The organism is Cupriavidus pauculus, assembly GCF_002858765.1.
Taxonomy (GTDB): domain Bacteria; phylum Pseudomonadota; class Gammaproteobacteria; order Burkholderiales; family Burkholderiaceae; genus Cupriavidus; species Cupriavidus pauculus_B.
Genome location: NZ_PJRP01000030.1, coordinates 18,764 through 33,190 on the forward strand (window position 1 = coordinate 18,764; position 14,427 = coordinate 33,190).

12 protein-coding genes are annotated in these 14,427 nt (G+C 66.8%); 8 read left to right on the forward strand and 4 right to left on the reverse strand.

What is annotated here, in order from left to right:
* Window positions 1-22: 22 nt before the first annotated feature.
* From boxB to CYJ10_RS32895, 3 genes are all read right to left on the reverse strand, one after another.
* A complete protein-coding gene (boxB, locus tag CYJ10_RS32885) occupies window positions 23-1,447 on the reverse strand; it encodes a benzoyl-CoA 2,3-epoxidase subunit BoxB (RefSeq protein WP_101685620.1) in 1,425 nt (474 codons plus the stop codon).
* 42 nt (window positions 1,448-1,489) lie between these two features.
* Window positions 1,490-3,169: a 2,3-epoxybenzoyl-CoA dihydrolase gene (gene boxC, locus CYJ10_RS32890; RefSeq protein ID WP_101685621.1), complete on the reverse strand. Its 1,680-nt coding sequence runs from the start codon at window positions 3,167-3,169 to the stop codon at window positions 1,490-1,492.
* A gap of 156 nt (window positions 3,170-3,325) precedes the next feature.
* Complete coding sequence (locus tag CYJ10_RS32895) at window positions 3,326-4,282, reverse strand: helix-turn-helix transcriptional regulator (RefSeq protein WP_101685622.1); 957 nt, start codon at window positions 4,280-4,282, stop codon at window positions 3,326-3,328.
* 253 nt (window positions 4,283-4,535) lie between these two features.
* On the opposite strand from CYJ10_RS32895, the gene CYJ10_RS32900 reads away from it, so the two are divergent.
* The 8 genes from CYJ10_RS32900 to CYJ10_RS32935 all read left to right on the forward strand — a co-directional run bounded on the left by CYJ10_RS32900 (window position 4,536) and on the right by CYJ10_RS32935 (window position 14,256).
* The gene (locus CYJ10_RS32900; protein ID WP_101685623.1) at window positions 4,536-6,242 is read left to right on the forward strand and encodes a benzoate-CoA ligase family protein; all 1,707 of its coding nucleotides are present in this window, start codon (window positions 4,536-4,538) and stop codon (window positions 6,240-6,242) included.
* Window positions 6,243-6,349: 107 nt separating this feature from the next.
* Window positions 6,350-7,165 carry an alpha/beta fold hydrolase gene (locus tag CYJ10_RS32905; protein WP_101685624.1) on the forward strand — a complete coding sequence of 272 codons (816 nt, stop codon included), beginning with the start codon at window positions 6,350-6,352 and terminating at the stop codon, window positions 7,163-7,165.
* 76 nt (window positions 7,166-7,241) lie between these two features.
* Window positions 7,242-8,462 (forward strand): ABC transporter substrate-binding protein, encoded by a 1,221-nt coding sequence (locus CYJ10_RS32910; protein WP_101685625.1) that lies wholly within the window; start codon window positions 7,242-7,244, stop codon window positions 8,460-8,462.
* Window positions 8,463-8,535: 73 nt separating this feature from the next.
* Window positions 8,536-9,402, forward strand: a complete 867-nt coding sequence (locus tag CYJ10_RS32915) for a branched-chain amino acid ABC transporter permease (RefSeq protein ID WP_029050646.1) — start codon at window positions 8,536-8,538, stop codon at window positions 9,400-9,402.
* Window positions 9,403-9,415: 13 nt separating this feature from the next.
* Window positions 9,416-10,480, forward strand: a complete 1,065-nt coding sequence (locus tag CYJ10_RS32920; protein ID WP_101685626.1) for a branched-chain amino acid ABC transporter permease — start codon at window positions 9,416-9,418, stop codon at window positions 10,478-10,480.
* Window positions 10,477-11,268, forward strand: coding sequence for an ABC transporter ATP-binding protein (locus CYJ10_RS32925; protein ID WP_101685627.1), 792 nt, complete (start codon window positions 10,477-10,479; stop codon window positions 11,266-11,268). The genes CYJ10_RS32920 and CYJ10_RS32925 overlap by 4 nt, the downstream gene beginning before the upstream one ends.
* Window positions 11,265-11,981, forward strand: coding sequence for an ABC transporter ATP-binding protein (locus tag CYJ10_RS32930; protein WP_101685628.1), 717 nt, complete (start codon window positions 11,265-11,267; stop codon window positions 11,979-11,981). Before CYJ10_RS32925 ends, CYJ10_RS32930 begins: the two co-directional genes overlap by 4 nt.
* A 373-nt stretch (window positions 11,982-12,354) precedes the next feature.
* Window positions 12,355-14,256 (forward strand): potassium transporter Kup, encoded by a 1,902-nt coding sequence (locus tag CYJ10_RS32935; protein ID WP_101685629.1) that lies wholly within the window; start codon window positions 12,355-12,357, stop codon window positions 14,254-14,256.
* 77 nt (window positions 14,257-14,333) lie between these two features.
* On the opposite strand, the gene CYJ10_RS32940 is transcribed toward CYJ10_RS32935, so the two are convergent.
* Window positions 14,334-14,427: IS3 family transposase (locus CYJ10_RS32940; protein WP_146002169.1), on the reverse strand; the 94-nt coding region annotated here is incomplete at its 5' end.

Sequence of the window (14,427 nt, forward strand, 5' to 3'; positions counted from 1 at the left end):
GATCGTCGGTTCCTCCGAAAGGTCAGTTAAAGCGGACGTACTCGAAGTCCACCGGCTGGCGGTTGATGCCGATGGCGGGCGGTGCGATCCAGTTGGCGAACTTGCCCGGCTCGACGACCCGGCCCATCAGCGACGCCACGTACCTGCGGTCGTCGTCGGTGGCCAGCCACTTGTCCTGGTTGGCGTTCCACTCGGCTTCGCTGATCACCTCGCCGGCGGGCGACACGGGCAGGTTGGCAAACGTGCCGATCTTGCGGTTGAACGCCTTGTGCGGCACGGTCAGCCGGAACGGGATGCCGGCCTTCTCGATGACCTTGTTCCAGCGCGCCACGCCGCCCATGGAATCCTTGATGTAGTCGTCGCGCAGCACCTCGTTCAGCGCGTTGAGCATCGGCACCTCGCGCTCGGCCAGCCTGCCGTCCCGGACTTCCAGGATGCGGTACACGTCGCCCTTGAGCAGGTGGTCGTCGGTGCGCTTGCCTTCCTCGAAGCGGCCCTTGAGGCCGGCGCTGTAGAAGGTGGCGGCGTTCGACGACTGGTCGGCGCCGAACAGGTCGATCGTCACGCTGTAGTGGAAGTTCAGGTAGCGCTGGATGGTTTCCAGGTCGATTACGCCGGCGGCGCGCACGTCGGCCGGGTCCTGGATATCGCGCTCGCGCATGACCTCGCAGGTACGCTGGATCACGCGGGACACGCCCGATTCGCCCACGAACATATGGTGGGCTTCCTCGGTCAGCATGAAGCGCGTGGTGCGGGCCAGCGGATCGAAGCCGGATTCGGCCAGCGCGCACAGCTGGAACTTGCCGTCGCGGTCGGTGAAGTAGGTGAACATGAAGAACGCCAGCCAGTCGGGGGTGCGTTCGTTGAAGGCGCCCAGGATGCGCGGGTTGTCTTCGTCGCCCGAACGGCGGCCCAGCAATGCCTCGGCTTCTTCGCGGCCGTCGCGGCCGAAGTGGCGGTGCAGCAGGTACACCATGGCCCACAGGTGGCGGCCTTCTTCCACATTGACCTGGAACAGGTTGCGCAGGTCGTAGAGCGACGGCGCGGTCAGGCCCAGGTGGCGCTGCTGCTCCACCGACGCGGGCTCGGTGTCGCCCTGCGTGACGATGATGCGGCGCAGGTTGGCGCGGTGCTCGCCCGGCACTTCCTGCCAGGCCGCTTCGCCCTTGTGCTCGCCGAAATGGATCTTGCGCTCGGCATCGGCCGGCTGCAGGAAGATGCCCCAGCGGTAGTCGGGCATCTTCACGTGCCCGAAATGCGCCCAGCCCGACGGGTCCACCGACACCGCGGTGCGCAGGTAGACATCGAAATTGTGCGAGCCGTCCGGACCCATGTCGCGCCACCAGTCCAGGAAGGCCGGCTGCCAGTGTTCCAGTGCGCGTTGCAGCGTGCGGTCTTCGGACAGGTTGACGTTGTTCGGAATCTTCTGGCTGTAGTCGATGCTCATCGCGGGTCTCCTCTTGTCGTTGTCAGGGCTGGCGGGCGGCGGTCAGACCCGGTCCCAGTCGAAGCGGGCCTTGTTGCCGGTGCCGAAGACCTTGAGCGCCCCGTGCTCGCCCACGGCGTTGGGGCGGTTGAAGATCCAGTTCTGCCAGGCGGTCAGCCGGCCAAAGATCCGCGTTTCCATGGTTTCGTGGCCCCCGAAACGCAGGTTGGCTTCCAGGCCGGTCAATGCGTCGGGCGACAGGCTTGCGCGTTCCTCGATGGCGATGCGGATCTCGTCTTGCCAGTCGATGTCGTCCAGCGCGGCGGTGACCAGCCCCAGCGCTTCGGCCGCTGGGCCATCGAGCGGCTTGCCCGCCTGCGCGCGCACGGCGGCCAGTGCGTCGGCGTCTTCGTAGAACCGCGCGGCGAGGCGCGTCAGCCCGTTCGGCATCGGATAACGGCCAAAATTGGCGGCGTCGGCATACAGGTGCGGGGCCTCGCCGGGGGCGTCCGGCATGTGCAGCATGTAGGTGCGATCGGCGGCCAGCGCCAGTTCCAGCAGTGTGCCGGCAAAGCAGGAGCCGGGCTCCACCAGCGCGAACAGGCTGCGCGACGACACATCGAGCCGGGCCAGCGTACGGCGCAGCATGCCGATGGTCTCGCGGACGAACCAGTGGTCGGCATGGGTGTCCATCAGCGCGTCGGCGGCCAGCACCTGCGCGGCGTCGCCCTGGGTTTTCAGGATCCACATGCCGATGTCGAGGTGGTTGGCGCGCAGCGTCAGGATGGCGTCGTCGAGTTCGCGGGCCATCTTCAGCGGCCACCACTGCGCGCCGGCCGCCACGATGCCGGCCACGTCCTTCGGCTGGTCGCCGGTGGGGGCGGCAATGGTGATCGTGGCGTGGCGCGCGTCGCGGTCGATGTCGACGCGCACCGTGTCATAGCGATAGCCAGTGTCGCTGGCCTGCCGCGCCAGCGGCGTCAGCACCACGCCGGCCTCGCCGGCTGGCCGGGCGCTTTGCGCGGCCAGCGCCTGGGCGCGTTCGCGCACGTGTTCGGTGAAGCGGGCGGGTTTGACCACATCGTCCACCAGGCGCCAATCCTTGGCGCGCTGGCCGCGCACGCCTTCGGTGGTCAGGCAGAAGATGTCGGCGTGGTCGCGGCGCACGCGGCGCTTGTCGGTGACGCGCGTCAGGCCGCCGGTGCCGGGCAGCACGCCCAGCAGCGGCACCTCGGGCAGGCTCACGGCCGACGAGCGGTCATCGATCAGCACGATTTCGTCGCAGGCCAGCGCCAGTTCGTAGCCGCCACCGGCGGTGGTGCCGTTGCAGGCCGCGATGAACTTGATGCCGGAGTGGCGGCTGGCATCCTCGATGCCATTGCGCGTTTCGTTGGTGAACTTGCAGAAGTTCACCTTCCAGGCATGGCTGGACTTGCCCAGCATGAAGATATTGGCCCCCGAGCAGAAGATGCGGTCCTTCGTGCTGGTGAGTACCACCGTGCGCACTTCGGGATGCTCGAAGCGGATGCGCTGCAGCGCGTCGTGCAGTTCGATGTCGACGCCCAGGTCGTAGGAATTGAGCTTCAGCGTGTACCCCGGGCGCAAGCCGCCTTCCTCGTCGACATCCATGGCCAGCGTGGCAATGGGACCGTCGAACGTGAGCTTCCAGTGGCGGTACTGGTCGGGATGGCGCTCAAAGGTCACCGGGTCGGCAGGGGCGAGCGCGGCGGTATCCGTCGACATGGGGGCGTCTCCTTGATGCACTATAGTGCTGTTTCATTTGCGATGAAATATAGTGCATCGACGCGGGCGATGCAAGCCCTGCGCGAAGGCCTGGCGCGAAGCCGGAGAAGCCGTGGGAAAAAGGGTTGTCCCGGGTGGCTGCGGGCGGGATTGCCGCTAGTGCGGAAGCTGGCGCAGTTGCGCCTGGAGCCCCTGTAGCGACGAGGCGGCGTCCTGGCCGCTGGTGTCGATCGACACGTCAGCGCGGGAGTAGAGCGGGGTGCGCGCCTGCAGGATGCGGCGCAGGTCGGTCATGGCCTCGCGGTTGCCTTCCATCGGGCGCATGTCGCCCTGGGCGACGACCCGGGCCATATGTTCCTCGGGCGACGTGCGCACCCAGACCGTCAGGCAGCGCGATAGCAGCAGGTTGAACGTGGCGGGCTCCGATACCAGGCTGCCCGGCGTGGCCAGCACCATGGTGTCGTGTTCGCGCAGCACACGTTCGAGGGCGCGCATCTCATAGCGCCGATACGCCGCCTGGCCGTAGAGCGAATGGATCTCCGACAGGCTGGCGCCGGCCTCCTGTTCGATGGCCGCGTTCAGTTCGACGAACGGCATGCCTTCGGCGGCGGCCAGCGCGCGGCCAATCGTCGATTTTCCTGCGCCACGCAGGCCAATCAGCGCGATGCGGCGGTGCCGCGCGTCGCGCGATTCCGCGGGCGACAACGCATGCTGCGCGGCTTCCCGCACGCGCGCCAGGTCGCTGGCGGGCAGTTGTGCCAGCCATTGCACCAGTTGAGAGAATTCGGCGGCCCCGGGGTTGCCATGCCCGGCGGCGTGGCCATCCACCTCGGCCAGCACCACGGGTAGCGGTACGTCCAGCGCGCCAGCCACCTGGCGCAGCAGCAGCACCGACGCGTTGCCGGTGCCGGTCTCCAGGTTGGCCAGGTACCGTTCCGAGACATCGGCGCCGCGCGCCAGGTCCTTGCGCGACATCCCGCGCGCCGCGCGCAGCGAACGGATGCGTTCGCCAAGCTGCGTCAGATAGGGGTCGCGCTCGCCGGCGGCGCGGGGCTCCGTGCGCGGGTCGGCGCGGCCGTCGGGGGTCAGGAGCGAATCGGGGTCGCGACGCATGCTGGTATCGGGAAAATGGGGTCCGTCTGGATCGGGCGACGCATTATACGTACAGGGCATGCGTGGCAGTGCCTATCGCACACTGTTATATAGTGCATACCCTTGCTTGCATAATAGTCGATATGAAATAAAATGCATCGACATCGCGGCAGCGCTGTACATGGCTGTCGGTACAAGAAGACAAACTGCGGGAAGCCATACCGGATTGCGCAAAGCGGCTGGCGACGATCCGGGTGGCCAGAGGAGTTGAGACATGACGCCCCCGATCACTAGCACCGCGGCTGCCGGCACGGCAGGGCAGGCGGTGTCCCCGGCTGTATGCATCGCATCGTCTTCCGCGTCGGCCAGCGAGGCGCCGGGCCCGGCAACTTCCGCCCCCGCCGTCGCCGTGCTGCCCGCCCGTTACAACGCCGCCGAGGACCTGCTCGCGCGCCATCTGCAGGCCGGGCGGGGCGGCAAGCTTGCCTATGTCGACGACACCACGACGCTGACCTTCGTCGAACTGGACGACCGCTGCCGCCGCTTTGCCGGCGCGCTGCACCGGGCCGGATTCCGGCGCGAGGAGCGCGTGCTGCTGTGCGCGCTCGATACCATCGACTTTCCCACCGTATTCCTGGGTTGCCTGCTGGCCGGCGTGGTACCGGTGGCCGTCAACACGTTGCTGACGGTTGACGACTACGCGTACATGCTGGCGCACTGCGGCGCGCGGGCCGTGGTGGTATCGGCGCCGCTGCTGGGCACCATGCAGGCCGCCATCGACAAGGCGGGGCTGGCGCCCGACGTGATCGTGGCCGCGCCCGGGGCGGCGCCGGAGGCCGACGTGGCGGGCCCGACGGTCGCCAGCATGGTGGCCGGTGCCGATCCCGCGCCGAAAGCGGCTGCCACGGGCCCCGACGACATGGCGTTCTGGCTATATTCGTCAGGTTCGACGGGGCGTCCCAAGGGCACCGTCCACACTCACGGCAACCTGTTCCACACGGCCGATCTCTACGCGCGCCAGGTGCTGGGCATCCGCGAAGACGACGTGGTGTTTTCGGCCGCCAAGCTGTTCTTTGCCTATGGGCTGGGCAACGCGCTGACGTTTCCGCTGTCGGTGGGCGCCACGACGGTGCTGATGGCCGAGCGGCCAACGCCCCAGGCGGTATTCCAGCGGCTGACCCGGCATCGCCCGACCGTCTTCTGCGGGGTGCCGACGCTGTTCGCGGGCATGCTGGCCGCCGCCGACCTGCCGCTGCGCGCCGATGTGGCGATGCGGGTCTGCACGTCGGCCGGCGAGGCGCTGCCGCGCGACATCGGCGACCGCTTTTTGGCGCATTTCGGCTGCGACATCCTCGACGGCATTGGCTCCACCGAGATGCTGCACATCTTCCTGTCGAACCGGCCGGGCGAAGTGCGCTACGGCACCACGGGCAAGCCCGTGCCGGGCTATGAACTGAAGCTGCTCGACGAGCAGGGCGAGCCGTGCGCGGCGGGCGAGATTGGCGACCTCTATATCAAGGGCCCGTCGGCGGCGCTGATGTACTGGTGCAACCGCGACAAGAGCCGCGATACCTTCGTGGGCGCCTGGACGCGCAGCGGCGACAAGTACGTCTGCGATGCCGACGGCTACTACACCTACGCGGGCCGCAGCGACGACATGCTCAAGGTGGGTGGCATCTATGTGTCGCCGTTCGAGGTGGAGGCCGCGCTGGCCCAGCATCCGGCGGTACTGGAGGCAGCGGTGATTGGCGTGGCCGATGCCGACGACCTGATCAAGCCCAAGGCCTTCGTGGTGCTGCGGCCGGGCCAGCAATGGCACGACGGCATGGCCGCCGAGTTGCAGGGCTTCGTCAAGGCGAAGCTGGCGCCGTACAAGTATCCGCGGCAGATCGAGTGCGTGGACGAACTGCCGAAGACGGCCACCGGCAAGATCCAGCGCTTTCGTCTGCGCCAGCGCGAGGAAGCGGCGCGGCTGTCGTGACGGATCGTGACGCGGATCGTGATGCAGTATCGTCGGCACGCACTCAAATGGGTGCAGGCAGGCGCGGTGGCAGCGGTGGTGGTAGCGGTAGTGACAGGGGTAGTGACATGGGCAGCGAACTGGTTCGGATTCCGTTCGATGGGCGGCAGATCGATATCGAGTATCAATGGCTGAGGCCCGGGCGCGGGCGACGTCCGCTGGTGGTCTTTCTGCACGAGGGTCTGGGCTCCATCAGCATGTGGCGAGATTTTCCGCGCCAGTTCTGCGAAGCCGGCGATTTCCGGGGGCTGGTGTTCTCGCGCTATGGCTACGGGCGCTCCACGCCACGGCCGCATGACGAAAAATGGGGTGTCGATTTCATGCATCGCCAGGCCCGCGAGGCGCTGCCGGCGTTGTTCGAGGCGCTGGGCGTCGGCCCCGGCCGCGAGCACGGCAAGCCCTGGCTGCTGGGCCACAGCGACGGCGGATCGATCGCGCTGATTTTCGCGGCGAGCTTTCCCGATGCCGTGGACGGCATGACCGTGCTGGCGCCGCACATCCTCGTCGAGGACCTGTCGGTGCACAGCATCGCCGCCACGCGCGAGACTTACCTGGGCACCGACCTGCGCGCCCGCCTGGCGCGCCACCATGCCGACGTGGATTCGGCGTTCTGGGGCTGGAACGATATCTGGCTCAACCCGGAGTTTCGCCATTTCGACCTGCGCCCGCTGCTGGACGGCATCCGCTGCCCGGTGCTGGCCGTGCAGGGCGAGGACGACGAGTACGGCACGATGGCCCAGATCGAGGGTATCCAGCGATATGCCCCGCAAACCGTACTGCTTAAACTCGCGCGCTGTGGGCACTCGCCGCACCGCGACCAGGCGGGCGCATTGACGGCTGCGACCGCGGCGTTTATAACGGCAAATACTTCAATCCTAAAATAATTGGCGACGACAGCCGGGCCGGCACCGGTTCGGTGCGTGCGGCGCCATCGGCTTCAGACCACCAGGAGGGGAATCCATGCATCGCAATGCATTGCGCAGGCTGCTGCACGCGCGTCGTCTGTCTGTCGTCACACTGGCTGCCAGCGCGCTGCTGGCCACCGGCGGCGTTGCCCTGGCGCAGACCGCACCGGCCGGTACGGCAGCCGGTGGCAAGGTCAAGGTTGGCTTCATGCTGCCGTACACGGGCACCTACGCGGCGCTGGGCACGGCCATCGAGAACGGCTTCCGCATGTACGTGCAGCAGCAGGGCGGCAAGCTGGGCGGGCGCGATGTGGAGTACTTCAAGGTGGACGATGAGTCGGACCCGGCCAAGGCCCCCGAAAACGCCACCAAGCTGATCCGGCGCGACCAGGTGGATGTGGTGGTCGGCACCGTGCATTCGGGCGTGCAGATGGGCATCGTCAAGGTGGCCAAGGAAAACAACACGCTGCTGATCATCCCGAACGCGGGCGTGGATGAAGCCACCGGCCCGCTGTGCGGCCCCAATATCTTCCGTTCCTCGTTCTCGAACTGGCAGCCCGGCTACGCCATGGGCCACGTGCTGGCCGACCGTGGCATGAAGAAGGTGGTCACGCTGACCTGGAAGTACGCCGCCGGCGAGCAGTCGGTCAAGGGCTTCAAGGAAGCCTTCGAGGCCAAGGGCGGCAAGGTGGTCAAGGAATTGAGCCTGCCCTTCCCGAATGTCGAGTTCCAGGCGCTGATTACCGAAGTGGCGTCGCTGAAGCCGGACGCCGTGTTCGTGTTCTTTGCCGGCGGCGGCGCGGTCAAGTTCGTGAAGGACTGGCAGGCCGCCGGCCTGAAGGACAAGATTCCGCTCTACGGCTCGGGCTTCCTGACCGACGGCACGCTGGATGCGCAGGGCGCGGCCGCCCAGGGCCTGGAAACCACGCTGCACTACGCCGACGGCCTGAGCAACGCGCGCGACAAGGCCTTCCGCCTGGATTACGCCAAGACCTACAAGCTGCAGCCGGACGTCTATGCCGTACAGGGCTACGACGCCGCGCAACTGCTGGCGGCCGGCGCCAACGCGGTGAAGGGCGACATGACGCGCAAGCCGGACATCATCAAGGCCATGGAAGCGGCCAAGGTGGACAGTCCGCGCGGCGCGTTCACGTTGTCGAAGGCACACAACCCGGTGCAGGACTTTTACCTGCGCAAGGTGGATGGCCGCGAGAACAAGGTCAGCACCGTGGCGGTGAAGGCGCTGGCCGATCCGGCGCGCGGCTGCCGCCTCTGATCCGGCGCCGGCCCAGGCCTTCCGCGCTCCCCACGCCACCCACGACCCACCAGACGGCACGGCCGGCTTCACGATGGATATCGTTTCCTTCCTCATCCAGTGCCTGAACAGCGTGCAGTACGGCCTGCTGCTGTTCCTGGTGGCCAGCGGGCTGACGCTGATCTTCGGCATCATGGGCGTGATCAACCTGGCCCACGGCAGCTTCTACATGCTGGGGGCCTACCTGGCGTTCACGCTGGCCAGCCTGACGGGCAACCTGTTCATCGCGCTGCCGCTGGGCATCGTGCTGGCCGTGCTGTTCGGCTACGTGCTCGAGTGGGCGTTCTTCAGCTACCTGTACCAGCGCGACCACCTGCAGCAGGTGCTGATGACGTACGGGCTGATCCTGGTCTTCGAGGAACTGCGCAGCATCCTGGTGGGCGACGACGTTCACGGCGTGCCGGTACCGGCGCTGCTGGACGGCTCGCTGCCCATCGGCAACGACATGACCTATCCGGTCTACCGGCTGTTCATCTCGGCGGTCTGCCTGCTGGTGGCGGGCGCCATGTACTACGTGATCCGCCGCACGCGGGTGGGCATGATGATCCGCGCCGGCGCGACCAACCGCGAGATGGTGCAGTCGCTGGGCATCAACGTGACGGTGCTGTACCGCTTCGTGTTCGCGCTGGGCGTGGCGCTGGCCGTGCTGGCCGGGATGATCGCGTCGCCGGTGTCGTCGGTGTACCCGGGCATGGGCGGGCAGGTGCTGATCATCTGCTTCGTGGTGGTGGTGATTGGCGGCATCGGGTCGGTCAAGGGGGCGCTGGTGGCGTCGCTGCTGATCGGCTTTGTCGACACGTTCGGCAAGGTGTTCTGGCAGGACGCCGCGGGCGTGCTGGTGTACCTGCTGATGGCCGTGATCCTGCTGTGGAAGCCGCAAGGGCTGTTCCGCGCGGGCTGAGCAGGAAAGGGACATGCAAACCGACATCTCGACAATCGCGCCCCAGGCAGTGCGGCGCCCCGCTTGGCTGGCCGCCACGGGCTGGATCATCGCGCTGGCCGTGCTGTGCGCCGCGCCGCTGATGCTGACTGCCGACAGCCACAAGTACTACATCGAGCTGCTCAGCAAGGTGATGATCATGGCGATCTTCGCCCTGTCGCTGCAACTGCTGATCGGCTACACGGGGCTGGTCAGCCTGGGTCACGCGGCGTACTTTGCCATGGCGGCCTATGCCACTGCCATGCTGGCGCCGCAGGGCGGGGCGGGCAACGGCTGGCTGCTGCTGCTGGGGGCGGTGGGCGCCGCCGGCGCGCTGGCGCTGGTGGTAGGCACGCTGGTGCTGCGCACGCGCGGCATCTACTTCATCATGGTCACGCTGGCCTTCGCGCAGATGGTGTATTTCGTGTTCCACGACACCAAGATCGCCGGCGGCAGCGATGGCACCTACATCTACTTCCGGCCCGAATTCGGCCTGTTTTCGGAGCTGCCGCTCACGGTAAACGATCCGGTGGCCTTCTACTGGCTCGTGCTGGCCGCACTGGTGCTGACGGTGGCCCTGCTGGCGCTGCTGCTGCGCTCGCGCTTTGGCCACGCGCTGGTGGGCATCCGCCATAACGAACAACGCATGCGCGCGGCCGGCTTCGGCACGTATCGCTACCAGCTGGGTGCGTTCGTGGCGGGCGGCATGCTGGCCGGGCTGGCGGGATTCCTGTATGCGATCCAGTTCGGCTTCGTGAACCCCGAGATTGCGTCGTGGCACCAGTCGGGCAATGCCATGCTGATGGTGATCCTGGGCGGCGTGGGCAGCCTGGCGGGGGCCGTGCTGGGTGCGTTCTCGTTCGTGCTGCTGGCCGAATGGTTCGGCACGCTGAGCAAGCACTGGCAGTTGCTGATGGGCGGCTTCATCATCGTCGCGGTGGCCTTGTTGCCACGTGGGCTGGTGAGCGTGCCGGCGGTGCTGCGGCAACGGTCGCCCCGTCGCGCGCGCCGCCATGCCGGGGCCGCCGACCCGAACGCGCAGAGCCGGGAGGCCGCATGAACCCGTCCACATCGGCGCCCGTGATGCAGGCCGAGATGCTGTCGCGCCGCTTTGGCGGCCTGACTGCCGTCAATCAGGTCGATCTGTCGCTGCACCTGAATGAAATCCACGCCGTGATCGGTACGAACGGCGCGGGCAAGTCGACGCTGATCAACCTGTTGTCCGGCGAGTTGCCGCCATCGGAAGGCCAGCTGTATCTGCAGGGGCAGGAGGTTACCGGCTGGGCGCAGCCGAAGCTGGCGCGCCACGGGGTGGGGCGCAGCTACCAGCGCAACAACATCTTCCTGCCGCTGACCGTGCGCGAGAACTGCCGGCTGGCGGCGCAATCGCGTGCCCAACGCGCGTGGCGGCTGTGGGAATCCGCGCAAGGCTGCCGCACCAGCCGCGCGCTGGCCGATGAAGCGCTGGAGCGCGCCGGTCTGGCGCAGCACGCGGGGCGCGTGGCCAGCGAACTGGCCCACGGCCAGAAGCGCCAGCTGGAAGTGGCGATGTGCCTGGCCACCGAGCCCGTGGCGCTACTGCTGGACGAACCACTGGCAGGCATGGGCGCCGAGGAATCGGCCCGCATGCTCGACCTGCTGCGGGGCCTGCGCGAAGGCCACGCGATCCTGCTGGTCGAGCACGACATGGAGGCCGTGTTCGCCGTGGCCGACCGCATCACGGTCATGGTCAACGGCACGGTCATCGCCTCGGGCGATCCGGCCGGCATCCGCGCCAACCGCGAGGTGCAGCTGGCCTACCTGGGCGAGGAGGAAGAATCGGGGCAGAGGCAGGAGGCCGGCGCATGAGTACCACCGCCATCATCGATGCCAGCGGCGTCAACGCCTGGTATGGATCGAGCCACGTGCTGCGCGGCATCGATTTCCACGTCAACGCGGGGGAGACCGTCGGGCTGCTGGGCCGCAACGGCATGGGCAAGAGCACGCTGCTGCGGACCCTGCTGGGCCATGTCCGGGAACGCGCGGGCACGATCCGCGTGGCGGGCCGCGAGATGTCCCGCGCCCGGCCGCACGAGGTGGCCCGGCTTGGCGTCGCCTACGTGCCAGAAGGACGTGGCATTTTTCCGAATCTTAGCGTGCGCGAGAACCTGGTGATGGCGGCCAGGCCCGGCAGCGGCGGCCGCAAGGACTGGGACGAAGCGCGCGTGCTGGACCTGTTTCCGCGTCTCAAGGAACGGCTGTCGCACGGCGGGCAGCAGTTGTCCGGCGGCGAGCAGCAGATGCTGTCGATTGGCCGCGCGCTGATGACCAATCCTGACTGCCTGATCCTGGACGAGGCCACCGAGGGGCTGGCGCCGCGCATCGTCCACGAAATCTGGAACGTGATTGCCACCGTGCGCGGCACCGGCATCGCGTCGATCGTGGTCGACCGCAACTACCGCGCAGTGCTGGCGCATGCCGACCGCGTGGTCGTCCTGGAGAAAGGCCTGGTGGCCATGGCGGGCCCCGCCGCCAAGCTGGCTGCCACCCCGGCGGCGCTGGACCGCTATCTCGGTGTCTGACGGCTGTTTGAAAAAGTAACGTATCAGACATTTGGTGTCGTGCCCCCGCAACGTCCCGTCCGTGCGCGATCCCACCGCTGTGGCACCGGCGGGCCTTGACCATGTCCGGCTTCTTTCCCATGCTTGATCGGTCATGCCCGACGACGTCGGCATTTCCATAGTGGTCGCCGCACGACACTTCATCTAGAATGCGCGCGTTTGTGCAACGCAATAGAAACTGAGAAGGCCAACACGCCCCATCGGGGACCGGAGCCGCTAGCGTGAGAGAAATCGTGCCTGATAAAGCACTTTGGAGGGACTGCCGCCTGGCGCCATGCCAGGGCAGCCAAAGGCAGGCACGGGAGGCGCGAGCCGGTTCACCTGACCCAATTCCATGACCCAATCCGCAACCACCAGCCATTATTTCGTCGAAAGCCCGAGCACCCGTGCGCTCGTGATTGGCGCGATCGGCGTCGTCTTTGGCGACATCGGTACCAGCCCCCTGTATTCGCTGAAGGAGTGTTTCAGCAAGGACCACGGCATTCCGTTCAGCCCCGAGGCGGTGCTGGGCATCATCTCGCTGCTGTTCTGGGCGATGATCGTCGTCGTGTCGATCAAGTACGTGCTCTTCGTGATGCGCGCCGACAACAACGGCGAAGGCGGGGTGCTGGCGCTGATGGCGCTGGCGCTGCGCACCGCGGCCCCACGATCTCGCATGGCCCGGCTGATCATGATGTCGGCGATTTTTGGCGCCTGCATGTTCTACGGCGATGCGGTCATCACGCCGGCCATCTCGGTGCTGTCGGCCGTGGAGGGCCTGGAGATCGCGGCGCCGGCGCTGTCGCACTTTGTGATCCCGATCACGCTGTCCATCCTGTGCGTGCTGTTCTTCATCCAGCGCCACGGCACCAGCGCCGTGGGCAAGCTGTTCGGGCCGATCATGGTGGTGTGGTTCCTGGCGCTGGGCGGGCTGGGCATCTTCCATCTGGTGCAGGCGCCGGACATCCTCAAGGCCATCAACCCCTGGTACGGCATCTCGTTCCTGATCGAACACTCGCTGCTGGCGTTCATCGTGCTGGGCAGCGTGTTCCTGGTGCTGACCGGTGCCGAGGCGCTGTACATCGACATGGGTCACTTCGGCGCCAAGCCCATCCGCTACGGCTGGTTTGCGCTGGTGATGCCTTGCCTGATGCTGAACTACTTCGGCCAGGGCGCGCTGCTGCTGGGCAATCCGCAGGCCATCGAGAACCCGTTCTACCTGATGGTGCCCGAAATGCTGCAGCTGCCGATGGTGCTGCTGGCCACGGCCGCCACGGTGATTGCGTCGCAGGCGGTCATTTCGGGCGCGTTCTCGCTGACCAGCCAGGCCATCCAGCTGGGCTTCCTGCCGCGCATGCGCATCCTGTACACGTCGGCGGCTGAAATCGGCCAGATCTACCTGCCCGTGATCAACTGGGCGCTGCTGGTGCTGGTGATTGCGGTGGTGCTGTCGTTCCGCAAGTCGGAAAACCTGGCCGCCGCCTACGGCATTGCGGTGACCACGACGATGCTGATCACGACGTTCCTGGCGGTCATCGTCATGCGCCGGTTCTGGAAGTGGAACCGGGTGCTGGTGACGCTGCTTGGCGCATCGTTCCTGATCGTCGACCTGTCGTTCTTCGCCGCCAACCTGCTCAAGGTGGCCGAGGGCGGCTGGTTCCCGCTGCTGATGGGCAGCACGGCGTTCTTCCTGCTGATGACCTGGCACAGCGGCCGCAAGCTGCTGCGGGCGCGCAGCCTGGAAGACGGCATTCCGCTGGAGCCGTTCATCGCCGGCCTGCTGGCCCATCCGCCGCATCGCGTGGAAGGCACGGCGGTGTTCCTGACCGGCAGTACCGAATCGGTGCCGGTGTCGCTGCTGCACAACCTGAAGCACAACCGCGTGCTGCACGAGCGCGTGGTGTTCCTGAGCTTTGTCACCCGCGACATTCCATACGTGGACGACAACCAGCGCCTGACCTGCAAGGATCTGGGCGGCGGCGTATTCATCCTGGCGTCGGAGTACGGTTTCAAGGAAACGCCAGACGTGAACCGCGTGCTCGATCTGGCGCAGCGCAAGCTCGACATGCATTTCGAGCTGATGGAAACCTCGTTCTTCATCGCGCGCGAGACGGTCATCCCGTCCAAGCTGCCGGGCATGTCGATGTGGCGCGAGCGTCTTTTTGCGTGGATGCATCAGAACGGCGCCAAGCCTTCGGACTTCTTCTCGATCCCGGCCAACCGGGTGGTGGAGCTGGGGACGAAGGTGGAGATCTGAGTCGCGCCTTGCCGAGCCGTCCGGAATGAAAAACGCCCCGTTTCGCTGAACTGACCCCGTAAAGTTGGACGGGTAAGTTAGGCCGCGAAGGGCTGAGTCCTGTATTGCACGGGGCTCAGCCCTTTTAGTTTGAGCTTGATGCGGTCGTGATTGTAGTACCGGATGTATTCG